This window comes from Photobacterium sagamiensis, from assembly GCF_050337085.1.
Classification (GTDB): Bacteria; Pseudomonadota; Gammaproteobacteria; order Enterobacterales; family Vibrionaceae; genus Photobacterium; species Photobacterium sagamiensis.
In genome coordinates this window covers 1-24,456 of record NZ_JAKJSP010000025.1, presented here as the reverse complement: position 1 = coordinate 24,456, position 24,456 = coordinate 1, and the positions used below count along the sequence as shown (strand labels likewise).

20 protein-coding genes are annotated in these 24,456 nt (G+C 43.9%); 6 read left to right on the top strand and 14 right to left on the bottom strand.

Going from position 1 to position 24,456, the window contains the following annotated elements; all coding sequences use genetic code 11:
* Positions 1-5: 5 nt before the first annotated feature.
* Positions 6-1,064, top strand: coding sequence for a ferric ABC transporter ATP-binding protein (gene fbpC, locus L4D76_RS12815; RefSeq protein ID WP_428441290.1), 1,059 nt, complete (start codon positions 6-8; stop codon positions 1,062-1,064).
* A gap of 95 nt (positions 1,065-1,159) precedes the next feature.
* Here the strand turns inward: fbpC and L4D76_RS12810 are convergent, their stop codons facing one another.
* Positions 1,160-2,368, bottom strand: coding sequence for a serine hydrolase domain-containing protein (locus L4D76_RS12810; protein WP_428441289.1), 1,209 nt, complete (start codon positions 2,366-2,368; stop codon positions 1,160-1,162).
* A gap of 600 nt (positions 2,369-2,968) precedes the next feature.
* On the opposite strand from L4D76_RS12810, the gene L4D76_RS12805 reads away from it, so the two are divergent.
* A complete protein-coding gene (locus tag L4D76_RS12805; protein ID WP_428441288.1) occupies positions 2,969-4,375 on the top strand; it encodes a hypothetical protein in 1,407 nt (468 codons plus the stop codon).
* Between the two features lie 97 nt (positions 4,376-4,472).
* Here the strand turns inward: L4D76_RS12805 and L4D76_RS12800 are convergent, their stop codons facing one another.
* The 7 genes from L4D76_RS12800 to L4D76_RS12770 all read right to left on the bottom strand — a co-directional run bounded on the left by L4D76_RS12800 (position 4,473) and on the right by L4D76_RS12770 (position 13,216).
* The gene (locus L4D76_RS12800; RefSeq protein WP_428441287.1) at positions 4,473-6,848 is read right to left on the bottom strand and encodes a Lon protease family protein; all 2,376 of its coding nucleotides are present in this window, start codon (positions 6,846-6,848) and stop codon (positions 4,473-4,475) included.
* 565 nt (positions 6,849-7,413) lie between these two features.
* A complete protein-coding gene (locus L4D76_RS12795; protein WP_428441286.1) occupies positions 7,414-8,295 on the bottom strand; it encodes a helix-turn-helix domain-containing protein in 882 nt (293 codons plus the stop codon).
* Positions 8,296-8,595: 300 nt separating this feature from the next.
* Positions 8,596-8,814, bottom strand: coding sequence for a hypothetical protein (locus tag L4D76_RS12790; RefSeq protein WP_428441285.1), 219 nt, complete (start codon positions 8,812-8,814; stop codon positions 8,596-8,598).
* On the bottom strand, positions 8,811-10,079 hold the full coding sequence (locus L4D76_RS12785) for an FMN-binding protein (RefSeq protein WP_428441284.1): 1,269 nt from the start codon (positions 10,077-10,079) through the stop codon (positions 8,811-8,813). Before L4D76_RS12785 ends, L4D76_RS12790 begins: the two co-directional genes overlap by 4 nt.
* Positions 10,080-10,198: 119 nt before the next feature.
* A complete protein-coding gene (locus L4D76_RS12780; protein ID WP_428441283.1) occupies positions 10,199-10,516 on the bottom strand; it encodes a hypothetical protein in 318 nt (105 codons plus the stop codon).
* A complete protein-coding gene (locus tag L4D76_RS12775; RefSeq protein WP_428441282.1) occupies positions 10,516-12,039 on the bottom strand; it encodes a 4Fe-4S dicluster domain-containing protein in 1,524 nt (507 codons plus the stop codon). Before L4D76_RS12775 ends, L4D76_RS12780 begins: the two co-directional genes overlap by 1 nt.
* Positions 12,040-12,106: 67 nt before the next feature.
* Positions 12,107-13,216 carry a tetratricopeptide repeat protein gene (locus tag L4D76_RS12770; protein WP_428441281.1) on the bottom strand — a complete coding sequence of 370 codons (1,110 nt, stop codon included), beginning with the start codon at positions 13,214-13,216 and terminating at the stop codon, positions 12,107-12,109.
* A gap of 449 nt (positions 13,217-13,665) precedes the next feature.
* On the opposite strand from L4D76_RS12770, the gene L4D76_RS12765 reads away from it, so the two are divergent.
* The 4 genes from L4D76_RS12765 (at position 13,666) to L4D76_RS12750 (ending at position 17,931) form a co-directional block, all read left to right on the top strand.
* Positions 13,666-14,592: an AraC family transcriptional regulator gene (locus L4D76_RS12765; RefSeq protein ID WP_428441280.1), complete on the top strand. Its 927-nt coding sequence runs from the start codon at positions 13,666-13,668 to the stop codon at positions 14,590-14,592.
* Positions 14,593-15,408: 816 nt separating this feature from the next.
* A complete protein-coding gene (locus L4D76_RS12760; RefSeq protein ID WP_428441279.1) occupies positions 15,409-16,407 on the top strand; it encodes a porin in 999 nt (332 codons plus the stop codon).
* 505 nt (positions 16,408-16,912) lie between these two features.
* A complete protein-coding gene (locus L4D76_RS12755; protein WP_428441278.1) occupies positions 16,913-17,479 on the top strand; it encodes a CDP-alcohol phosphatidyltransferase family protein in 567 nt (188 codons plus the stop codon).
* Positions 17,480-17,559: 80 nt separating this feature from the next.
* Entirely contained in the window at positions 17,560-17,931 is a 372-nt protein-coding gene (locus L4D76_RS12750; RefSeq protein WP_428441277.1) for a hypothetical protein, read from the top strand.
* A 105-nt stretch (positions 17,932-18,036) separates the two neighbouring features.
* Here L4D76_RS12750 and L4D76_RS12745 read toward each other — a convergent pair whose 3' ends face one another.
* The 6 genes from L4D76_RS12745 to L4D76_RS12720 all read right to left on the bottom strand — a co-directional run.
* Positions 18,037-18,972: a LysR substrate-binding domain-containing protein gene (locus L4D76_RS12745; RefSeq protein ID WP_428441276.1), complete on the bottom strand. Its 936-nt coding sequence runs from the start codon at positions 18,970-18,972 to the stop codon at positions 18,037-18,039.
* 121 nt (positions 18,973-19,093) lie between these two features.
* Positions 19,094-20,341, bottom strand: coding sequence for a 2,3-bisphosphoglycerate-independent phosphoglycerate mutase (gene apgM / locus L4D76_RS12740; protein ID WP_428441275.1), 1,248 nt, complete (start codon positions 20,339-20,341; stop codon positions 19,094-19,096).
* A gap of 9 nt (positions 20,342-20,350) precedes the next feature.
* Positions 20,351-21,106: a hypothetical protein gene (locus tag L4D76_RS12735; protein ID WP_428441274.1), complete on the bottom strand. Its 756-nt coding sequence runs from the start codon at positions 21,104-21,106 to the stop codon at positions 20,351-20,353.
* Positions 21,107-21,122: 16 nt separating this feature from the next.
* The gene (locus L4D76_RS12730; RefSeq protein WP_428441273.1) at positions 21,123-22,589 is read right to left on the bottom strand and encodes an SLC13 family permease; all 1,467 of its coding nucleotides are present in this window, start codon (positions 22,587-22,589) and stop codon (positions 21,123-21,125) included.
* 775 nt (positions 22,590-23,364) lie between these two features.
* Positions 23,365-23,811 (bottom strand): bacteriohemerythrin, encoded by a 447-nt coding sequence (locus L4D76_RS12725; protein ID WP_428441272.1) that lies wholly within the window; start codon positions 23,809-23,811, stop codon positions 23,365-23,367.
* Positions 23,812-24,118: 307 nt separating this feature from the next.
* Positions 24,119-24,456, bottom strand: a 338-nt coding sequence (locus tag L4D76_RS12720) for a GlgC family sugar phosphate nucleotidyltransferase (RefSeq protein ID WP_489686028.1), incomplete at its 5' end; no start/stop codon positions are given.

Here is a 24,456-nt window from a genome sequence, read left to right as displayed (position 1 = left end):
TTCTTATGGCAAACGACAACTTTGTAGTTCTGAAAAATGTCTGCAAGCGCTTTGGTGACAATACAGTTATTGGCGACCTTGATCTGGAGATCAAAAGAGGCAGCTTGGTAACTCTGCTAGGGCCATCTGGCTGCGGGAAAACAACCGTGCTGCGTTTAGTGGCAGGGCTGGAAAAGCCTTCCAGCGGTCAAATTTTCATTGATGGTGAGGATGTTACCAATACATCAATTCAACAGCGTGACATTTGTATGGTATTCCAATCTTATGCACTGTTCCCCCATCTGTCGCTGCATGACAATGTGGGCTATGGCCTGAAAATGCTAAAATTATCTGCTGCAGAAATTAAACAGCGGGTCAACGATGCATTAAAACTGGTTGATATGGAAGGCATGGGCAATCGCTTTGTCGATCAAATTTCAGGAGGGCAGCAGCAACGCGTGGCACTGGCGCGTGCACTGGTACTTAAACCTAAAGTACTGCTGTTTGATGAGCCACTGAGTAACCTTGATGCCAACTTACGCCGCAGTATGCGTGAAACCATTCGCGAACTACAGCAACGCTTTAATATCACGTCGCTCTACGTCACCCATGATCAGACCGAAGCGTTTGCGGTCTCTGATACCGTTATTGTAATGAATGATGGTGAGATCATGCAGCAGGGCTCACCGGGTGATCTCTACCAGTCGCCAGCATCCATGTTCATGGCTAACTTTATGGGGGATGCCAATATCTTCTCAGGCAGTTTTGACGGTGAGCAGCTGAATATTAATGGCTATCGTATTCCGGCAGATCCAGAAGTGATCCGTGGACATATCGTTGGCGATTGTCAGATCGGTGTTCGTCCGGAAGCTATTTTACTGGCACACGAAGGCGAGCCTTGTCAGCAATGTATCGTCAACAACGTCGTGTACATGGGCTCGATGTATGAAGTGGCGGTAATGTGGCATGATCAGGAATTATTGCTGCAACTGAACTCTTCGCAGTTTGATGCCAACCTGTCAGACCATGCCTACCTGACAATTAACCCGACCGGTCTTTTCCTGCTGCCTGCCGATGCCCGCTAATTTCTAATATCTGACTATCCAACGATCCTTAACTACGCCCCTGCTATTGCAGGGGCGATGCGTAATACCAATTGGTATTACTCTGGCCAGCTTAATTAGAGAGTCAATGATTGAGCTATGGATCTAAAAGCTGCGATGGCGTAATCCATACTTTCATAACCGTTGTCCATAAAATTGATGTCGGCACTGTTTTTTACAATAACCACATCGGCTTTGCGATTAATGTAGATATATTGGCCATAAATACCTATCGCTAAAAACTCTTCATCGGCATTTTCAGGTATCCACCACTGGTAACCATAACCCAAATGCGTATTGGCACTTTCTCTTTTACCTGGCATTAAATGAGGCGCATCCGGGGTTATGCTGTCTTCAATCCACTGAGCGGGAATGATTTGTTCCCCGTTTAATCGGCCAAAATCACGATAGAGCTTACCCATACGAACATAATCACGGCTTATTAAATTCAGCCCCCCCAGCACCATCGGCTCACCGGTGCTGTCGGTAATATAAATAGCATCGCGCTCGGGATTTAATTTTGACCAGAGTTTTGCATCAAAATAATCGACAATCCCCTCTCCCGTTGCCGCGCGCAGCACCATACCAATAACATGGGTATCAATACTCACGTAATGCATAAACGTACCCTGTTCACGGTGACTGGCAAGCGATGAGGCAAAATCGTCAAAGCTTCCGCCTAAAGCCATGATCCGACCCAAACGGTTTATATCACTATGAAAGTCGCTGTAGTCTTCATTAAAATAAATACCGCTGGACATCTGCAGTACATTTTTAATGGTCACGCCTTCGTAACCCGATCCCATTAAACTCGGCACATAGTCGGTAACCGGCACATTTAAATCGACAATCAAACCGTCTTCTACTGCCACACCAAAAATAGCGCTTAGAAACGACTTAGCCATGGACCAGGAGATCCGTTGATCGAATTCATCAGTGCCTTGATAATATCCCTCAAAAGTAATGTCATTGCCTTTCAATACCACCAAAGCCGTCGTGCTGGAGTCCTTCAGCCAGCGTTGGATATCAACCTGGCCACCTTGATAGGAAAACTGCTTAGGGAGTGGCAAAGGCTGTTGGCCCAGTTCATCCACAGCGCCAGAACGTTTAATGGTTTTGGTCGGCGCAAGCTGCTTCATGTTTGAAAAGTTGCTAACGATCACATCTGAATCAAACAATCGAACCGTATGGTAAAGCTGCAGTAGCTCATTTCGATAGAAAACAGCACCGCTTAGGGTCAAAATCACCAATAATGATAAATAGCGCACAGTTTTTTTTGTATTCATTATACCCAAGTGACCTCAAGATGCAGGATTCAGAGTGAGCTCAGCGAGTTCAATTCAAGGAAAATGAGCACAGGAATGGTTGTCCCTTTCAAGCTCATTTGACGCAGAAGTGGGCTCGCTGACTCACTCCCAAAGGGCGAGTTTTATTGGCTCCTATGCTGCGTTGCTGATTATTGACGTAGAACAACTATGTCTTCAAATCAGCGCCTTACCTAGAAGCCAATAAATTCTCGCTGAAACGAGCATCTTGAGGTTACTTGGGTATATCATTTTGAACACTGATATAGACCTCTCATCAATAGTGCCAGCCAAGATGACTTTAACCGTATCATTCACCGTTAGTATACGATGCATGAATGAGTTTGCTTACACTGACGTCTGCTTTTATCGACCAATACCAGCAAGACTAAATAGCAAAATTGGGAGAGTGATTGATTTTACATACTCACGCATTGCCCTTGTAGCCGGATCTGATATCTTTCCCGGTGAATCAGCTGCTTATATACCCAACGGTGCTCGCAAAATTTGGTGTGGTCTGGTCGTTTTAATTTAAGAGGGACAACAGTGTTGTTCCTTAATGGTTAATTAGGAATTAATTACATGGTACGTACAGAAAAGTCGCTATTAAATACTGAAATAGAAAGCAGCCTGGTATCCGGCTGTCATGCGGGAAGTCGTATCTCAGATATGGACGATTGTTCTTCAGATATAAGCGGCCATGATAATCAAATTGATTGCGTTCTTGTTTCATCTCATCATTATCCCGAGAACTTCGCCAATGAGCTACAAGCAAATCTAAACTATTTCAAAGATGGCGTAGGTGTTTCGGCGCAAAGTAAAATACCGTTTGATAATATTTTGCTCAGTAATGGTGAAATAACCCCTGCGTCATACGCCAATTCTACCGCAATTGGCTTATATCTAAATATATTGGTTGAGATGCAACGTGCTGGTGATAATAAAGCCGCGACTCGATTGGGTGAGGTGATTACCCGTTTAGAGCAAGCACCCAAATGGAACGGGTTATTCTACTGGCTATATGATTTAGATAATAGTGGGTTGGCTGCTCCCGATGATGGGGTAATTTCGGCTGTAGACAATGGCAACCTTGCTTTATCACTGGCGACTATTGTGGGTGCATTCCATGATGACGCAGATGTAACCTTAGCTAAATTGGCGCAACGGTCAGCAATGTTACTGGATAATAAGAAACATGGTTGGAGCCGACTTTATGATCCAAGCAAAGGTCTACTTCGTGCTGGCTGGGATCCGGCTAAGGGGGCGTTTATTCCTTATCATATTGATCGAAAGGCCAATGAAAGCCGTTTAGCCACTATTTGGGCAGTGTTGGCAACCGCAGATATGGGATCGCAAGCCGTGCCTGTTACTGCATTTACCGACATGGAGCTAATAACCGCTGAATATAACAAGAATGGTCATTACTTAGAACCAATGCTGACCTGGGATGGTTCCTATTTTCAAGCGTTATTACCGGCATTATGGCTCGATGAAGCATCTTTAATGCCTGACTATCAGATAGTAAGAGATTTTTCTGCAGCACATCAGGACTTTGCTGATAAACACAATATTCCATTTGCATCGGCTTCAACGACAATCAATAACGGCTACGCGCCTTATGGGCTAAAAGCCGTTTCTGAAAGCTACCTTCGATTTAATAATGACATCCATTCGGCAACGACAGGCACTCCGCATGCATTGGCGCTCTACGCCTTGTTGGATAAAAAGGACGCTATCGACAGGCTGTTAGCTATCAAGCAGCAGTATCCGGCAATTGAAAGCCATGCAGGATGGTTTGATGCGATTGATGATGCCGGGAATATTAGCAACAAGATTATCGGTCTTGATCAGGGGATGTTTGTGGCAGCATTTTTATCACAAGCAATCCGTGCTGATGTGAAGGCTTATCTTGACCAGCGAGGGAGCACCCAGCAACTGGAAGAGCTTTACCAGAGCTTCTTATCAGATGCTATCGTTGGCCAGTCATAATTTTCCGATATATTAGAGTGTACCGGTTTAACGGTATATAGAATTTACACTGTAAAAAAAGGGCTGCCTGTCAGGCAGCCTGATCCACACTATCGCGTTATTTTCTTAAGGCATTCAATTTTGCCTGAGCTATACCAAAGATCGAATCACTGGCATATGCACCTTCTTCATTCCACGTTCCTGCCAATTTTGTAGTAAGGATCTCAATGGCTTCCGTCACATGGCCGATCGCCCAGATATGAAATTCACCTTTCTCAACCGCTTCAATCACATCTTTGCGTAGCATCAGATTGTGTACGTTAGACTCAGGAATAATCACCCCTTGCGTCGGCTGGCGCCCTTTAATCGTACAAACGTCAAAGAAGCCTTCTATTTTCTCGTTCACCCCACCGATAGGCTGGGCATCCCCGAACTGATTCATCGAGCCAGTAATGGCAATATCCTGACGTAACGGTTGCTGAGAAAATGCTGAAACAATGGCGCACAATTCCGCCATTGATGCACTGTCACCATCAACACCACCATACGATTGCTCAAATGTAAGATGCGTGGTCAGTGGTATTTTGGCTGTTTTACCAAAAATCGATGCCAGATAGGCCGATAAGATCATCACCCCTTTCGAGTGGATACTGCCACCAAGCTTTACTTTTCTCTCAATATCAAACACATCACCTTCACCAAACGCCGTGGTGGCGGTAATGCGATTTGGCGCGCCAAATTGATAATCAGAGGTTGCAATCACCGATAGGGCGTTGATCTGGCCGACGGCATCACCTTGGGTATCAATCAGGGTCGTACCGTTCATAAAACTCTGCATCACGTGATCTTTTAACCGACTGACGCGCTTTTCCTGGTTCATTAATGCCTGCTCAACATGGCTACTGCGGATCACCGTGGCATTCATCGACCGGGCGCAGTAGTTTGTCTCGCGTAATAAATTAGCAATGTCTGCAGAGTGCAGCGACAGTTTGTTCTGATCTTCAACCTGGCGCGAGCTATATTCAATAACCCGAGCGATTGCCCGGCGATCACAATGAAGCATTTTATTATCATGGATAATGCTGGAAATGAACCGTGCATAATGCTCTTCCGATTTATCGGTACGGGGCATTTCATCTTCGAAGTCGGCGGTCACCCGGAACAGCTCACTGAATTCAGGATCATAATGCTGGAGTAACTGATAAGTCTGATAATCACCAAACAAGATGATTTTGGCATCCAATGGGATCGGCTCAGGATCTAATGAAATCGTTCCAGACAGGGTGACTTCCCGCTCCAGTGAACTTAAGTTCAGCTTGCGTGAACGCAGCGCACGTTTCAGACCATCCCACACATAAGGTCGCTCCAGTACTTTCACTGCATCCATCATCAGTACGCCGCCATTTGCGCGATGCAAACTCCCTGGGCGGATTAATGAAAAGTCAGTGAACACCGTGCCTTTGTAGGTCGCATTTTCGACATAACCAAAAATGGCATGGTAGTTCGGGCTCTCTTCCACCACTATCGGGAACTTATGCTCATCCTGGCTCACTAACACATTCACCTGATAGCGACGTGGCATCTTCTTATCAAGCGCCGCATAAGCCAGTGCGACCTGCTCTTCGCTTTCTTCCAGAAAAATATCGAGATTTTCCAAAATATCTTTCTTCATCGCAGATAAATACGCTTTCACCTCAGGCAGGGAGCGATACTGCTCTTTCAGCGTTTTAATGAAATGGATCACCACGTCCAGTGCCACTTCTTCATTCAGCTTCTGGAGCTTATCTGAAAACTCCTCTTCCCACTCAGTCAGCTGACGTATTATACCGCGCAGCTTTACTTCCAGTTCTGCGATGATCGCTTCAAACTGGCTTTGCTCTTTTGCCGACAACGCATCAAACGTTTCTTCACTATGCGGCTCTTCACCATTTAAAGCGACGAGCTGATAATCACCCTGGGTGGTTAACGACAGGCTGATATTTTTCTCTTTTGCTTCCTTGGTCAGGTTAACCAGTGCGGTTTCCTGCTTCTGCGCTAATTGGTTTTTCAACGTTTCAGAGCGGGAAAAGTACATCTCGTTGTCAAAAGCCAGCGGCAAGGCTTTCACCAATCGCATCATCAGCTTTTCAACGTCTTTTTTAAACTGGTTACCGGTTCCTGCTGGCAACTTGAGCACTTTCGGGCTACGGGTTTCCTCAAAGTTAACCACATAACACCAATCATAGAGCGTATGGCTATTGTCATTGAGTTCATGACGATGCAGGTAACGCAGCATCATCGTACGCTTACCCAGACCATTACGACCTATGGCGTAAATGTTATAGCCTTTCTCTTTAATGGACATTGCAAACTCAACGGCTTGCTGCGCTCGCTCCTGTCCCACAATTTCATCCAACGGCGTCAGGTGCTTAGTCGATTTACACTCATCTGGACTAAGATCATTCAATTCAGACGCACGATACAGCTTGTCACTGCTCAGAGGTTTAATTGGCATACATGTCCCTCTTATATGACAGTTAGATAACTCTAGTTTAGTCACTAAATTATTATATTTTAGTGACTTAACTATCGTTTAAGAGCTTGAAATTATGCAGCCATGGGTCTATATACCCAAGTTACCTCAAGATGCAGGATTCAGAGTGATGCCAGCCAGTTCAATTCAAGGAAAATGTGCGAAGGAATGACTGGTCCTTTCGAGTACATTTTACACAGATGTGAGCTGGCTGGATCACTCCCGAAGGGCGAGTTTTCCAGGCACTAATGTTGCGTTGCTGATTTTTGATGTAGAGCGCTATATCTGCAAATCAGCGCCTGACCTTAGCGCCTGGAAATTCTCGCTGAAACGAGCATCTTGAGGTTACTTGGGTATAGCCAGTTTAATAAGCAATAAAATCTGGTTTATCCGATAAAAAACCCGAAATCAACAGTGCTGATCCCGGATTCATGTAATAGCAATGGTTCAGTATCAGCGGGGGGCGACACGAAAAGCAATATCGGTTATTTCTGCTTTAATGGGAGCGGTTTGCTGTTCTGGTTAGCTGACAAATATGGAGAGTAGATTAATAGTTTTTAGCCACATTATGACGGCACAACTCGCGAAATTCTTTTGGTGTCAATTCGGTGTGACGGCGAAAGAACTTGGTCATATTGGTTGCTTCGTTAAACCCTAATATTGACGCAATATTCGCAATTGAATACTGGCTATAAGCTAGCAGCCGTTTTGCTTCCAGAATCACCCGGTCATCGATCAGCTCTTTTCCCGTCCTTCCGGTATTATCCTTAACAATTTGATTGATTTTCTTGGTTGTTTTTCCCATCATCCGGGCATAATCCGCCACGGTGCGGGTACCGTGATAATGGGTTTCTATGAGTTCTCTTAACTGGGTAAAATCAAGAGCATCAGACGACCTGTTTTGATCTGCTAAAAACGACTGATGATACCGAACCAGTGTTTTTAGCATCAGTGTCCGTATCGTGCTGCGGATAATTTCTGCGCTAAGACTATCTTTCTGGTTCAAGTACTCTTGCGACAACTGCTCAAAATAAAAGCCATACTCTTCATCTGTATTGTAAATACAATTAACATTTTCGAGGGCCGTTTTTATTTTACATTCGTAAGGATCATCACTGCCGTAATACAACATCTCATCTTTAAACGAGACCACATACCCTTCAATATCGGGATTATAATCAAAGTGATGAACTTGGTACTGAGAAAGAAACATGATGGTACCGGGTTTGTAACGGTACAATTTATGATCGATATGATGCTCGCCCTCTCCTTTGACGATATAAATAATGGCATTAAAACTAACACGGTGTGGCTTAGCGAACACATTCGGTTCAAACTCGTCAAACAATTGCGCGATAGTGCATATAGTGAATTCCAACTCTACCTGCAGTCGTTCTAATTCCACGCCGAGAATATCTTGTTGATCCATTAGCACTCCCTTGAAGCCGTTGACCATTTCCGGACTAGCCTGATGCTATTACCTAAACACAATGAAGATGATTGATTGCAACGGTCAAAGTCCGTCATCCCAGAAACCGCCAAACACTGAACTTACAGGCTTTCTCAAATCTCATCTGGCGGTTATCAGGGATCCATCATGCACGGAAGGTTCAGTGGACAATGGATCCCCGATAATCGCTACTGTAAATTCAATCGATAATGAAAAGATCAGCATTAAGCGCTTTAATTGATGAGTTAAGGTACTAGTTATACCAATTCCATTAATTATCTATTCCACTTGTTCATTATACTTCTCTGCCCATATGAGATAATCCACCGCTTGCTGGCTCTCCTGCTCACCTGTCGCCATATCCGACTCCTGAGAGATCACGTACAGCGGTTGGGCTCCCAACTGCGCATTATTCATCGTAACAAGCCGTGTTCCAATATGCGTCAGAATTAGCACAGATGCCAGGGTATAGAACACCCCCATTATCTTTTTTCTCATGATACGTTACTCCGATCTGCCGCCTCTTCACGCCATATCACCGCGCCAGATTTTGTTGCCATCCCCGCAGCTTTAGCCGTGCGCTGATTAGCCGGAGACTTTGGCCGTCGTCTCAACGCCTGTTTAGCCCAGTTCTTATTGAATTTCAAAAAATCGGTCATTGCATTCATCGGACACAGCGATTTGCACCATGGTCGACGCACCATCAGAGACGTGATCAGCACCAACACTGTCAACACAAACAGGTACAGAGGCCCGATCATGCCAAACATAATGCCGAAAGGCTCATAAGAGAACGACGCAGGGTTGCGAAAATAGACCCCAAAACACAACGTCGCAAGCAAGAAAAATCTCGGGAACCAGACAAAAAAGGCATGCTTGAATGTCACCGCTTTGGCATTGCCAATCTTCGCCAGGCACTCTTGGGTTGCGCCAAACGGGCACAGACTTTGGCAATAGACATTTTTATTAAATACCAGAATATAGCCAGCACTTAATACCAGCAAAATCAATGCAGTATAGTTACCCAGCCCTGACATCCAGGATCCTGAAACTAGAATCCCCATCGTAGAAGAGGAAAATAAGGTGGCAGAATAGAATCCAAACAATGCCATAGATGTCAGCAAGATAGCCCAGTTAAACGCAGACTTTTTCGGGTGGCGGGTTTTACTCACCCACACAGCAGCACCGAACATCAGCACCGCAATGAGATCCAGCCAGCGAAAATGTGATAGTTCGCTGGTTTGCTCGCTTAAGGTAAAGCCAAACTGCTGGTTACGGACAGGATCGGCGGCAGCATTAACAGCTTGTACCAGCGCGTTTGAAGATAAGGTCGCCCCGCTAATGCCATCAACATCGACGGTGGTTTTAATATTCTGCCCCACCATGTTATCGATGACCTTACCCTGTACCACCTTTTCCAGGTAGGAAGAAGTGTCTTTCGAAGACAGGACTGCGATGCGATTGATCTCACCTTGTGGTGATACCGACAGCGCCACCTCCATCTCACCGCCATAGCCTATGCCTGTACCGATGCCGATCCACTCAACCGGATCCGACTCCGGCGAAGCAGTGCCCTGATACAGGGTGGAGCTGACTGCCTGCAACGTATCACCGTCGACCAGCAGGTTATTAAGAAAGTCGTTTTGGTTGTCAGCAATACGTAATCCGCCCAGATACCAGGCCAGGATCAGCAACAGGACTGACGCCACGCTGGCGAGTTTATCGACCAGCTTATTTGACTGCTTGCGTTGTTTCTTTTTCATATGACCTCACAAAGCCTCGAAGAACCTAGGTCCTTCAAGGCTTTAATGTCAGTTATACCAAGTCCTTTAATTATCTAATCATTCAGATTATTAATGGATTTGGTATTAGTCGGGTGTGACTATGCCAACTGCTGTGACTTAGGTTTTAGCATTAGTAGTACTTTCAGTATTCCCGCGCCACCGATCACCAGCAGCGTGCCGACGAAACCAAGGAAGTACCAGCCGGCATACCCTTCGTTTTCGCCTAATAAGGTGAATGCCCCGGCAATGGTCAAGAGCATGCTAAACCACCAGCCCCCCACCACCGTCCACTTCCACCAGTTCATGCCCAGTTGATACTCTTTCGCCCACTGGTTTGCACCAGCAAATACCAAGACCTGGATCGCGCCTAATAGCATCCAAAATAACGGATCTAATACAGTTGATTGCGGAAACATTAAATACCCTCCCAGTTGCCGTCATATTCCCAGGTTTTCTCTACTTTCAGATAGTCTTCACTGCGCATCCATTCTGGTGGCTGGTGATAACTTGCGAAGTTTCCTCCTGTCCATTCCGGATGGAATGATTCAGCTTCTGGGTAATAGAAGAAATTGTGCTGCATTCCCAGCAGTGCGGTACGAGTTAACCCGGTCGGATCGCGCGGATCGGTCTCTTTAACCAATGCGTGGATCCAGTTGTTCTTACGAGTAAACGGACAAACAGCAATACATACGCGACAACCAAGGCCAGCAGGCGTCGGCCCCTGGTTCCAGAATCGCCAGCAGCCATCCTGATTAAATTCATATTTCTTGAATCCGCGTACCACAGCATCCGGTTTGTCAGCCTTACTGATAGAACCGCTCGGACAGGCTTCTGCACAAATTTTGCAACTTTCACAGAAGTGCTTCATATTCAGATCAACGGGTTTATCCAGCTCCAGATCCAGGTTGGTGATCACTGCAGCCAAACGGATATTTGGTCCGACTTCCGGTGTCATCAGCACACCATTACGTGCAGCCTCACCAAGACCGGCCTGAATACCTACCGGCGGCAGAATGACTTCATAGCTGGCACCCGGGAACTGAGGACGGGCAGAATAACCCAGCTCACCCAGGAAAGCGGCCATCAGACCACTCGCCTGCTTAACGCGGTAATAGGCATCGTAAGAGGTAGAGTAGCCAACGGCGGCATACATAGGATCCCAGTTCATCGGCACCCCAAACACAATGATGTTCTTCCAGTGTTTCGGGATTTCTTCGCCCCATTCCGGTACACCACGCATCATATTTTTAATAACAAAAGTGGGATCGAGCTTAGTGATACCGACAAGGCTCATGCCAAATTTAAACGCCATCTGCTTGATCAGCTTCGAAGCATGCGCTGGCGATTGGAACTCCATAGGGTCGCGCTGCACCCACTTGAAATCATCCTGATCAGGATGCTCTTTGGGTTCAGGTGGAAAATCTGAATGCAGGCCTTTGTTGAATGCACCAGCATAAGCCCATGACAACGCAAACCGGTCACGGTACTTTTCATAGTTTGCATCGTGCTGCACTTTTGCGCTGAACGACAATAACATCTCTTTCCAGCGTTCAGGGTATTTGGCGTAATAGGCGCGTACCCGAGGATCCGGGATATCGCCCCAGTCTGCTGACGGTACCCAGCCATCTTTCTTGATCGAACCGACCATACTGAATACCCGGTTGAACAGAAACTCGCTCCACTCCGGACGTTCAACAGTACCGACCACGTTAAATGTCGGTGGCACATCGACCCGGAATGGTTCGCGGTTAAAGTACATGTCCTTACCGGCTTCGGTTCTGCCCCACCCGACATTGGCATCCGGGTCACGACCGAGCGCAAAGCCCGCACCAGCAGCAGCACCGACAGTCACCGTTGCCGCTGCAGCTCCCCCCATTTTGAGGAAATTACGCCGTGAAGGGTTGGATGCCTCTTCTGCTGCGTGTTTTTTACCTACCATTAGTTACCTCTGAATATATTAAAATCTATATGTGTTATACCAATAGGGATAATTGTCCGAATTGGTACTATCCTGCTGCCGTCACCAGGATGGCCTGCTGCTTGCGAATGTCCTCGATTAGGCGACGATGAATGACCTTGTAATGGGCTGATACCTTGGATAGCTCTGCCATCACCCGCTCGGCCTGCTCCCATTGCTGAGTGTGATAAGAGGCAAGAAACATCTGCTCAAGGTTCCAGCCATCAAACGGATCCAGCTCTAACAGCACCTTTAGATCGGCCAGCAGGGGTTGCCATTGATTGTCCGCCGCCAGTGCCTGAGCACGGATCGCCAGCACATCCAAATCTTCCTGTTTCACCTCAAGGTAATGTGATAGCTCAGAGATCGCCTGTTGGTGTTTACCGCTCTGGTGGGCCCAGATACCCCCCAGGCGACATAGCTCAATGTTCTCGATCTGGTGTTCGCGGGCACGTTGCAACCAGTCACCGGCATTTTCCAACTGCCCTAACGCCAGGTAACTACTGACTGCGGTGATATAACTGGAGATAACCGTCTGATCGATTCGATGAGCCTGCTCGCAACATTCCGCCGCTTGCTCAAACGCTTCATCTTGATAATAACAACCGGCCAGGTTCTGATAGCCACCGACAAAGTCAGGTGCCTTCTCGATACATTCTTTAAAATATCCGGTTGCTTTTTCCATATCGCCGCTGCAAATCTGGATATATCCCAGATGAAACAGCCCCATGTGATTATCCGGGTTAATGGCGATCGCGGCTGTAAATGCCTGTTCCGCTTGCTGGTTCTCACCAAGTTGCTGCAATGCAATTCCGCGCTTGATCTCAAAACTATCTTTTTCTAACACCTGCTGGTGATTCATCACCACACTCAGTGCCAACTGGAAAAGTTTGGCCGATATCAACAGATCAAACGCACAGCACAACTCTGTTTCGGTGAAAGATTGTTCCCGCATGACATCGCTGAGTACCGCTGTAAACGCTTCGTGCTCAATCCAGTCGATATAACGGGGATCGTTACTGTGATTAACGTTACTGAACTGATTTTTTAAAAAGGTGAATTTGCTCTTGAGCAAATCAGTTAGTTGCGCATCGGGTGCGAATGTATGGGTTTGCTGCTGAAGAAAACCCAGCAAATTTAACCACTTGTCACTAATCATAAATCCGCCATTTCTTTATCGAGGTATAACAACAGAACCAATTCAGCTGTCATGATAGCCATCACACGAGTGGTCTAAAGGTGGTACTACGCCGAAAAATGGTAGAAATGCGCCGTTAGACGGAGGAATTGATTTTGATCAAATTAGAAGAATCAATTAAATGTTAATAAATTATTAACAATGATAACTACATGTTTAATTACATGCTTAATTACATGTTTAATTAGGAAATATTACCTGGATAACGCCACCAAACAGATTGTCAGGGCCAATTAAAAATAAAACATACATGGAAGTTTTATTATTTGAGAAACGTTGATGTTCTGTTTTAGCCCTCGATCCCATCTGCGATCTCCCCCTATAGACATTCGTAAAAAGTACATTTATTCTTGCCCCCCTCAAAACATGCGATGACATTGTAAATAGTTGTTATTTATCCGGGCGAACTCATGCAAACAGAGATAATCAACACCAACTTTCTTAATCTATTCAATGATGGCGAATTTGTTGTTTCAACATTAAATGAGTTTTTTGATAAAAAGCAAAAATATGATGCAAATCCTTATATTCCCCACCGACTGACTTTTTTTGCCATCGTTTTTTTTATCGATGGAAAAGGATGTCATCATATTGATTTCACCAACTTCCGCTACCAGGAAATGTCACTATTTTTTATTTGTAAAGGACAATTACATGCCTTTGAGGAAAGGGATGATGCTAACGGTTACATCCTCTATTTCACAGACGACTTTGTAAACCGGAACCTGGAGGCATTCAGTGATAAACTGTACTACCAGATGTTCAACTGCGGGTTCAACTCACCGCAACTATGTATTTCCGATGACGACGACCAGCGTAAAGATATCATTGCGCTGTTCGAGATAATGTACCGTGAATATCAAAGATCAGAAGATGCACTGAAAGAAGAGATTATCCGTTGTTTATTGAAAACCATACTTCATTGTGGCGAGCGCATGAAAGCCAAAGATGATGCCTTTCTTGCAAACCACAAAAGCCACGCACTTTTTATTCGTTTACAATACTTAGTTGAAGAAAATATCTTCGAATCAAGAAATTCTCAATTCTATTGTGAAAAATTGAATGTAGGGTATAGAAAGCTGAATGCTATTTGCAAAGAATTCACTGGCATGACAATGAGGAAATTTATTGATGACAGGCTAGTGCTGGAGATCAAGCGGTTATTAATTAACTGTGATTACAGTATCAAAGAGATTTGTTATAAGACAGGTTTTGATGAACCCACCAACATGACCAAATTTTTTAGATGCAATACCGGAATACTACCCAAGGAGTTTAGAGCCACCTTACAATTAGAGCCCGTTAACACACCCACACACAACCAAATTAAACACTAAATATCAATAACTTAGATGTAACCATTCTTTATGGCTTAATTTCAGATTGCCTCGAATCCTCTCATGCAAAAATCAAGTGAGTGGGCGTTCACTTAATCAAAATATCAAGAAGCTAAAACGTTTAACTCATTGAGGCCGTAACAGCGGTTAAGTGACAAAATCTACCATTATTAGTCACGATTCTACCTTTAATGTATGCGGGTGTTGAATGTATTATCTCATAAAGATTTACAGCATTGATTGTAAAATCATTCAATAGGTGGACCTGTTAAAAGGATTATTTTTTATTCTTGGCATGTAAATTTAGTAGTTACTTATTTATTTTAACTCAACAGTGATACACCCTGTAACGTGAGTATAAATGTCGTTTTACTCATATTTTAACAAAAGAGCCACATCGTATTCATTATGATCAAAGCAGGGGTTGACAGAAAGAACGACTCGTAAGCACCAGAAACTTTTCATTGTTTTGTAATGCATAAAGATGTGATGATAGAAGAGATCCACCTCATAAAACATCACTTTTATATCTATTTAATCATTCTCTGAATGATTATTACCTCAAAACAATATGAGTAATTTTCAATAGAACAATAAAAGATAACTATCATGATTAATGGAATTTCACTGTCGTACACCTTGATGCGTTTATTTAAGCCCTTTAAGAAACCAATTCAATGATCTTTCGGTTCTACCGAGAGGAAGATAACTATTTTCAATCATGAGCAGTAGACACCAAATACACAAAAAAATATCTGAGTTGAATTTTATAAATTAAATTCTTAAGCATATATTGAATAGCGGAAGACAATTATTATGAAAAAAATAAAAACATTAACCTCTTGCATAGCACTGCTAACAACGGTGGTTTCAACAAATACATTAGCTGATGACAGTAAATCAGAATCTTTTAAAAATCCTTTTTTTGGTGTTATTGATACACGTATCACTTCTTTTGAACATGAAGATCTTAATGCAGAGGTCATCCGCGCATCCATCGGTGCGAAAGGCAAATACGATTTTGAACCTTTCACCGCAATTTATAAATTGGATGTTGATTTTGCTCCGGCATCCAACTCACAACTCAGCGAATCTGTAGGTCCGGATAGTCCTTTCGACAGCGACGATAACTTCTGGGTTCGTTCTGCAGTCGTACTCATTTCAGGTAAATACGGTACTGGCGTTATTGGACGTGGCCCTAGTGGTAACTATCTTGATGTATACAAGGTACTCGATCTGTTCAAAACAAATAACTGGGAGCCATCCTCACAAAACCAAAACATGTTATTTGACCAAAGTGGCTACGGTTTTAATGTATTGTCTTACGCGACACCTAAGTTCGCAAAGGGTACTTTACAGGCTAAAATCACTAACATCTCACTCTCAGATCTAAACGATAAAGATTCTGATGCATTAGGGTATCGCTTGTTGTTCACCCAAGGTGACTTCTATGCAGCAATAAGCCGTGTAGATATTGATTATTTTGAAAATAAAGATTACCACCGTAACACGCTTGCCACTAGCTATAAGATTAACAACTTCTATATCGCGGGTCTGTATGAGCTTGTTGAGAACAACCCGAAAATTGGCGATCAAGACAACTGGGGTGTTGCGTTAAACTATAAAGCATTCGACACTAAGTTTTCCGTCGGCTACACAGAGAGAGATGCTGAAATCGATGCGGCAGACGACAATCTGGCCGTCGCTGGTGTCAGATACCAAGGCTTCGAAAATTTAGAGTTCTGGGCTGAAGCCGGTTTTACCGATTCAGATGGAAACGACAACTTCAGTGGCGGGATTACTCTACAGTTTTAGTTGTATATACCCAAGTAACCTCAAGATACTCGTTTCAGCGAGAATTTCCAGGCGCTAAGGTCAGGCGCTGATTTGCAGATATAGTCGCTCTACATCAAAAATCAGCAACACAACATTAGTGCCTGGAAAACTCGCCCTTCGGGAGTGATCCAGCCAGCCCACTTCTGTGTCAAATGCACTCGAAAGGACCAGTCATTCCTTCGCACATTTTCCTTGAATTGAACTGGCTGGTATCACTCTGAATCTGCATCTTGAGGTAACTTGGGTATAAAAGCACCTGAATGGACTTACGATAACATCACTCAACCCCGGCTTAGTTTACTTTTGTCGGGGTTGCCCATTATAAAATCACAAACTCTGCATGATTCATCCCCCGGCTCATCATTTATCCAGAATACCGAACTGAAGTGCGCTAGCATACGCTTGATTCTTTTTGAAGAAGTAGAAATCCTCATTTGGAGTTACACTGGAATAAGAGGCAACCTCAACGGATGATTAACATCTAATGGCTAGCGGTGTGATCAAACAGATCCCTAATATCCTGACGACATTGCGCCTGTTTCTGGCGATGCCTATCTGTTTGCTGATCCTGGATGAAAACTACCCTGCAGTCTTGTGGATAGCCTTTATTGCCGGGCTCAGTGATGGTGTCGACGGATGGATGGCGCGTAAGATGAATGCCGTGAGTCGTTACGGGGCTATCGCCGATCCGCTCTCCGATAAGGCGTTGCTGATTAGTACTTATGTCGCTTTTTCCGTAGTGGGATTGCTGCCATGGTGGGTAGTCGTAATAATCGTAACGAGGGATGTAATTATTATCACTGGGGCGATCGCCTATCACTGGCAGTTCGGACGTTATGAAGTGGCACCGAGTATTTGGGGCAAGATCAGCACCGGTGTGCAGATTATTTTTTCCCTGATGCTGTTAACCCATCAGGTGTATCCGGTATTTCCTGAGATCAGTTTCAAAATCGGGTTATGGTTAGTGATTTTCATGACCATTGTCAGCGGCGTTCATTATATCTATACCTGGGGCATAAAGGCGCTGGCCATAGAAAAAAGTAAAAACTAACCCGTTACTTAACAAAGCAATGCATGCAATGCACATTTGATTGCAGCGTTATATTGATATATTGATAGAGGAAATCGATTATGACCGTATTGATCGTACTGTTTGGTGCCCTGATTCTCTTCGCCGGAATAGTCATTGTAATCAATCCGGAAGTTATATTCGGTTTTCTGCGCAACCACTTAGACAAGCTGATACTGCATATTCTGGCTGTTGTCGTTAGGCTTGTTCTTGGTGTTTTACTGATACATCAATCCAGCGTATCGAAATTTCCGTTTGTTATTGAGATCATTGGTTGGCTCTCTATTGCTGCCGCTATTATCTTTGCTGTAATAGGGCGTTGTCATTTCAAACGGTTAATGTCGTGGGCTTTATCATTAGTCAAGCCGATTGGTCGTATCGGCGGTGTGATAGCCGGGGCATTTGGCGCATTTCTTATTTACGCTTTTGTTTAGTAATTTATTTGGGTTTGGTGGATTCGGACTAAAAATCATATAGCAAAGTGAATTATAACCAATCACCATGTTGTTCAAATATCACTCACGAAAGGTCAAAGCGCCCTAATGACTAGGGACATATAAATTGGGATATTTGTCAGATAAATCAGCTTTTAGGGTCTCAATAAATGCCTTTGCAGCGGGAGATAAGCTGCAATTTTTACGATATACCAACATAATTTTTCGTTGCATCTCGACACCGGATATATCAAAAGAGACTAACTTGCCATCAGCGACTTCCTCTTCAACAAGAAAGTCAGACACTATCGCGATACCCGCATTTAACATTACGGACTTTTTTACCGCTTCCATGCTTCCCAAAACGATAGTGGTATTAAAATCAATTTTTGCATCACTCGCACGCTCTAAATTTTGTACAATCGAACTCTTGCTATTGGATACCAACAAGTTGTTTTTTTGCAAATCCTTCAGACTGATTTTACCTTTCTCTTTCCACTTCGCTATACCACTGTGGTTTGGCGATACAATCACCGTTAGTTGATCATTCAAAATCGGTTCAAAACACAATTTTTTATCATCAACGACACTCGGTTGAGAGACCAACCCCAGCTCCGCCTCCCCTTCAAAAGAGATCTCTTGCAGTACATCCTTCGCATACTTAATTCGAGATTCAATTAACACCCCCGGATATTGAAGATGAAAATCCGCTAACACTTGCGGCAACAGATAGATGCCAGGAGTATTCGAGCTGCAAAGTAATAAACTCCCCGTAGAAAGACCATTGATGGCCTCCAACTCAATTTTTGATTGATGGATCGCCGCAAGAGCAGATTGACAATAAGGTAAAATTCTTCTGCCCGGCTCCGTGAGTTCGATGCTACGTCCTACTCTATCGAACAATTGAGTCTTGAAGTGATTTTCCAGATTTTTTAAACGTTGAGACATGGTCGCCTGGGTACAAAAGCAGGCATCCGCCGCTTGAGTAAAACTTCTTAATTTTGCAATAGTGACAAATGCTTCTAAATTTTCAATCTTCATTCTCTACTCCCTGAACCCAGAAAAAAGCAGCAACATTACTTTGTCACTGCCTTTAAAGGAAAAGCAATTATTCTTTAATCAAGTACTGTGTTTTCCATCATTTGTATCGCTATATCTTGGTCTAGGCGCCTAATTTGGGTACGACACCAAGATAATCCATCTGAGTGAAAAAGAACTCCCGCCCTGTCAAATTATTCAGTGAGCCATGATTAAGGTATTTTTCGCCAAAGCCATGCAATTCCGTTTTACGTACATCCGTACCAGCAAAGAAAGTAGGGACGGGATCACCGGAATGGTCGCGACGAATACATGGCGTTGAATGATCGCTGGTATAGCCAATGTAACAATTGTCGAGATCAATATGTTCCAAAATAAAGCCAACCATCTGATCAAACTTTTCCGCCATTTCCACTTTCACATGTGGTAAATCATCATGACCGGCAAGATCAGGGGATTTCACATGCAAGACCACCCAATCGTAACCTTGATTTAGTTTTTCAACGGCCACTTTAGCCTTACCCAAAAAATCCGTATCAAAACCTGCGGTAAAGCTTGGCTGATGAAACGTATCCAAACCTGACATTCTGGCAATGCCGAGAACCGTTCGGTCACCGGCAATACAAGCTCCGGTAATACCGTACTTTTCCGTCACTTTAGGCGCTTGGATCTCTTTCCCTATTCCACGTAACAAAATCATATTTGCTGGTGCTTGTTTGTTTTTTCTCCGAGTATGGTTAACAGGATGCAGGCTTAAAATTGAGTAAAATTTCTCACTCAATTCATTAATTAACTGCGCAGTCATTTGAGCATCAAGTGAATCATCCAATGGTGTTGAATGAACAACTTTGCAGCCCTCTTTCGCCGTACCAGGATCAGACGTAGTAACCTTTTCAGATAAGCCATCACCACGTAAGACCACTGCCACTCGGTGCGCGCTAAGCGCCCTGGCAATCACTTGAGTACCGTTGGAGAGCCTTATTCCATCGACCGCTTCTGCAAGATCATGTGTTCCTACATTAATCCGCTCAGCGCGGCGATCCAATACGATAAATTCATCATCAACGGTGGCAAAATTACCACGAAATGCGATATCTCCCGGCAGCATGTCAATTTCAGCACCGTAAGCTTCTATAGGGCCTCGGCCGGTATAGACTTCATATGGATCATAACCAAAGATGGCTAAATGCCCGACATCCGTTCCTACAGGAACCCCAGCTTGGACTGGATGAACATTACCAAACAGCCCTTGGGACGCTAAATAGGCCATATGGGGAGTATGGGCGTACTCTAATGGTGTTTTGCCATCGAGTTGCGGATTCGGTAAATCCCCCATTCCATCTGCGATAAGCAGCAACGCTTGTTTTTTCATCATTACTCCTTAGTTCGCAGTGGCTTTTTCTGTCGCAGGTTTTGCATCTAAATTCATGAGAACATCACGGCGTTTCCAAAGTAGCGCTCCCGATAGAAATACCACCAAAGACCACAATGTCCACTTGATCATTGGAGACGGTGAATAGGTACGGATCTTAAATGTAACGTCATCACCAGGGGACACTTTCTTACGCTTTACTTCTACGACTTTCCAATCGCCATCTCGTTTAATTTCAAAGGTTTTTTTCTTTTTCGACCACTCCGGTGCAACCACACCATACAACTCGGTTTTCTCCGGCACGCTAAGCTGGCCTGAATATTTCGCGATCGTCACCGGTGAGGTGTTAACGAACTCATAAGAGATCCGTTTTACACCGCCGGGCTGGCTGTATTTGATTTTGGCTTTCTTCGTTTTATACACGTCTTCAACGAATAATGTCTGTTGCAGTGTGACCTCACTATTCGGAGCAGAAAACTGATAAGCCAATACGTCTCGACCATGAATACTGGTCACTTCTGGCCCTTGCACTAACATTCCACTCAATGCTGAATAAGTACTTACAGAACTGTCTTTGTAGCTTGGTAAATAGAGGAGACCTTGCTCATTGGTTACACCAGAGACCGTAATACTAATTTTTCCGTCTCGCTCCACAGGCTGAATGATTTCGCTGTAATTATGGATCTCACCTAACTCACTGGCTTGAATACTCATAGCCGCCAGAATGAGAGAGCCTGTCGATAGATATTTCATTGTCTTTTTCATACTCTTTCCCTCCCAATTAAGCGGTAATGCCAAGATATGCAAACCATGTAAATGACGCGCCGAATAAGATGCACCATTTCGCCATCAGAGTCAGAATACCGTAGAGCAATTGGTCATTTACTGAGAAGTAACCCGTACTGTAGTAGACCAGGTTCGCTTTACTGTGCGGTGGCAGAGTAATGGTATCGGCAATGGTAAAGGCCGCAGGAAGAGCAAGCATCAGAGGTGATACACCCGCCGTTTCAGCCAAACCAATCAGAGTCGGAATAAGAATAATGGTTCGTACCGTTTTACTGGTAAACACAAAATGACTAAAGCTGGATATTGCAATCACCACCCCATAGAGCATGGTGAAGCTCATGTGCTGTACTCCAAGGCTTGAAAACAATCCACTCAATGCCCAAGTCGCGACGCCAGTTTCACTCAGTGATACCCCACAAGCGTAGGCCCCGGCAGCAAATATCATCAAGTTCCATGGAATTTTGGCTTCTTTCCAAGTCAGGATCCCGATATAAGGCATGAAGAACATCGAAGCAGCAATGATTGCGACCATCACTAAGCTAAATTGGAAACCAAAAATGTCCAGGTGCCACTTATCGGTCGCCCACAACGTGATAGTTAATAAGAAAATACCCGCGGCTTTTTTCTCATCTAACGACACTTTACCGAGATCATTGTATTGTTTTTGAATTTGCTTAATTTCATCACCACCCGCTTTAGCATCAGTTTTGGGTCTAAATAACATCAAACCAATGAAAAATGAGGCAACCAAAGTCAGTACTGCAATTGGCGCAGACGCAATAAACCATTCACCCCAAGAGACTTCAGAGCCCGTAAATTCTTTGAGTAAGCCAATCGCTAAAATTTGCGGCGCTGTTGCGGTGACAATCGCACTGGTAGAGATGTTGTTGGCTTGCAAACCTTGAATAGCAAGCAATTTGCCTAGGTTCTTATTCCCTTTTTCAACGTTATAAGCTTTAGCAATCAGTAACACAATTGGCAGCAACATCGCGGCACGCGCAGTCGTCGAAGGAATGATAAAGGCGATGGTAAAGTTAGCGGCCATTAACGACATCAGAATCGACTGCCAAGTTTTACCGAAGCGAGTGATGATGGCTAATGCAATGCGCTTGGCTAATCCACTTTTTTCCATACCGGAGGTAATAATAAACGCTGAAACCATCAGCCAAATTACACCGTAGCCTAACGTACCGAGCGCCTCTTTTTCTGCCCAGCCGCCAAGCACCGATAACAGCGCAATGGCGAGCATTGATGTTGCATAGTTGGGTAGGGCCTCACTGATCCAAAGGATCAAAGCAAAGAAGAATATCCCAAGCGACATCTTTCCTTCAAAAGTGATCCCATCCGGTGTCGGTATTGAATAGAACAACATAAGTACCACCATGGCCAAGGGCAGGCCGAGGTAATACATGATTTTTTCTGTTTTGCTTTTGCTACTGAGATCTCTTGCGATGGCTATCATCTCTCAGTCTCCTTATTATTTGCTTCGCATTGATTATTCCAGGCATACCGCCCAGCTATTATGGCGTTTCAATCTTCCAAACGCTTGCCCAAAATAGTACTGATGAGACTATCATCGGTTAAATCGAAAGCTGTAATGCAAAGCATTGGGAAAACCGATGTGGAGAAATTAGCAATACAAATTTACCTCATAAGGCATTGTTTTTAATCGTTAACTTAAAAACATAACCACAACGAAAATAAGGCTTATATGACTATTCAGAAGATATAAAAGTGTGAAGTGAAACAGTTTGAGTAAAACAAATCTGAATTTACAGTCAAAATTCCTGACTATTGGCTAAGACTACCAATAAGTAATTCATTCAGAATTAAAGGGGAGTATCTTGGACAAGGAGGGTTCCGCTTGATTAACGAGTAAAAGATCGTCAGATGCGAGTCCTATACGGCTATGCGCTGGTATCTGAGAGCCCTTAACAGAAGCGGACTTCATACTTGATCTGACAGTAAAAGCTAGGTTGATGTGGAAGAGTAATATAGTGTCATACTAAAACTACTTTTCCGATCCCCTCTACTGACTCATTTTGGGACATTTTCACGTTAGAGTGTTTATTTAATTCGGCAAAGCTCGCAATAGTCTAGGTATCGCAATCCAATGTGGCGAAAATTGGCTAAAACACCAGATAAATGCCAACTTTAGCCCCTAATCATTCGAATTGTTTCGCTTAGACGGTTTAATCTGGAAAACCAGTTGGAAGAGCTTATTTTAGGGTGGACACTCAACTCGAAGGTCCTAGTCTTTCATTTAGTAAAAACACACCCAGATCTTTGTCCGTATGGAGTATATGGTTGATCAACCAAGACTGCAGAAAATCAATCAAATCTTTTGCTAATATAATCTCGCCGGACTTCAGGTTTTCCCTGATAGCAAGAACCTTGGATGAAAAAGAGCGGTGTTCCTCATGATGTCTATTGGCGCTGTCATAATCCTTGCTTGCATAGCCATAGCGTTGCATCATCTCTTCTTCTGTTTCAAAGTGATAAAGCGCGTAACTGAGTAAATCCATGGTTATTTGTTCCAACAAATCGACGCTTGTATCCACAGATAGTTTTTCTGAAGCATCATTGATCGCATTAACAAGAATTAGATGCTGCTCGTCAATTTCTGTAATCCCAGTCTCAAACTCTTCGTTCCACTCTAGTTTGACAATAAGTTGTTTAGACACTTGATCCTCCCGTGCTTGGTTGTCTAATCATTCTTTCCCCATGCGAAAAACTTCGAAAATGATGTAATTGTAAAATAAGATAGGAATTTGCCCTTCCAAAGGGCAGTTAGCATAAACTAACTGCCCTTTGGAATCCCATAATTACACACCGTTTTCAGCACTTAACAATATGAATTGAGTGCTAAAATTTCCGTCGTCTGGGGGAGTTTTATCCTTTAACGTTAATGACGTTATGCCCATATTCAACAATCCCTTTGAATATTGTTGAGCTATGTAAAATTCTTGTTCTTTATAAATATAGAGACGTTTAGAAACCAATTTTTGCACCTTTCGGAATGACGACAATACCTTCATCTGAAACGTGATATTTCTTTCTGTCTTCTTCAAGGTTCTCACCAATCACGGTACCCGATGCAATCTGAACGTCCTTATCAAGGATTGCACGACGAATTGAGCAGTTTTCACCGATCTTCACATCCCCCAGGATAACTGATTCACTGACTGTGCTGCAGTGCCCGATATTACAGCTGAAACCGAGTACGGAGTTGTAGACCTTCGCACCCCGAATATAGCTACCATTAGAAATTAGGCTGTTATTAACATCCACTTTGCAACAGTCACAATCAAGGAAGGTCGCAGGGGGCA

Excerpts from the sequence above, each read along its gene's own strand:
- fbpC (WP_428441290.1), top strand. The coding sequence starts at position 6 with ATGGCAAACGACAACTTTGTAGTTCTGAAAAATGTCTGCAAGCGCTTT.
- L4D76_RS12810 (WP_428441289.1), bottom strand. The coding sequence starts at position 2,368 with ATGAATACAAAAAAAACTGTGCGCTATTTATCATTATTGGTGATTTTG.
- L4D76_RS12805 (WP_428441288.1), top strand. The coding sequence starts at position 2,969 with ATGGTACGTACAGAAAAGTCGCTATTAAATACTGAAATAGAAAGCAGC.
- L4D76_RS12800 (WP_428441287.1), bottom strand. The coding sequence starts at position 6,848 with ATGCCAATTAAACCTCTGAGCAGTGACAAGCTGTATCGTGCGTCTGAA.
- L4D76_RS12795 (WP_428441286.1), bottom strand. The coding sequence starts at position 8,295 with ATGGATCAACAAGATATTCTCGGCGTGGAATTAGAACGACTGCAGGTA.
- L4D76_RS12790 (WP_428441285.1), bottom strand. The coding sequence starts at position 8,814 with ATGAGAAAAAAGATAATGGGGGTGTTCTATACCCTGGCATCTGTGCTA.
- L4D76_RS12785 (WP_428441284.1), bottom strand. The coding sequence starts at position 10,079 with ATGAAAAAGAAACAACGCAAGCAGTCAAATAAGCTGGTCGATAAACTC.
- L4D76_RS12780 (WP_428441283.1), bottom strand. The coding sequence starts at position 10,516 with ATGTTTCCGCAATCAACTGTATTAGATCCGTTATTTTGGATGCTATTA.
- L4D76_RS12775 (WP_428441282.1), bottom strand. The coding sequence starts at position 12,039 with ATGGTAGGTAAAAAACACGCAGCAGAAGAGGCATCCAACCCTTCACGG.
- L4D76_RS12770 (WP_428441281.1), bottom strand. The coding sequence starts at position 13,216 with ATGATTAGTGACAAGTGGTTAAATTTGCTGGGTTTTCTTCAGCAGCAA.
- L4D76_RS12765 (WP_428441280.1), top strand. The coding sequence starts at position 13,666 with ATGCAAACAGAGATAATCAACACCAACTTTCTTAATCTATTCAATGAT.
- L4D76_RS12760 (WP_428441279.1), top strand. The coding sequence starts at position 15,409 with ATGAAAAAAATAAAAACATTAACCTCTTGCATAGCACTGCTAACAACG.
- L4D76_RS12755 (WP_428441278.1), top strand. The coding sequence starts at position 16,913 with ATGGCTAGCGGTGTGATCAAACAGATCCCTAATATCCTGACGACATTG.
- L4D76_RS12750 (WP_428441277.1), top strand. The coding sequence starts at position 17,560 with ATGACCGTATTGATCGTACTGTTTGGTGCCCTGATTCTCTTCGCCGGA.
- L4D76_RS12745 (WP_428441276.1), bottom strand. The coding sequence starts at position 18,972 with ATGAAGATTGAAAATTTAGAAGCATTTGTCACTATTGCAAAATTAAGA.
- apgM (WP_428441275.1), bottom strand. The coding sequence starts at position 20,341 with ATGAAAAAACAAGCGTTGCTGCTTATCGCAGATGGAATGGGGGATTTA.
- L4D76_RS12735 (WP_428441274.1), bottom strand. The coding sequence starts at position 21,106 with ATGAAAAAGACAATGAAATATCTATCGACAGGCTCTCTCATTCTGGCG.
- L4D76_RS12730 (WP_428441273.1), bottom strand. The coding sequence starts at position 22,589 with ATGATAGCCATCGCAAGAGATCTCAGTAGCAAAAGCAAAACAGAAAAA.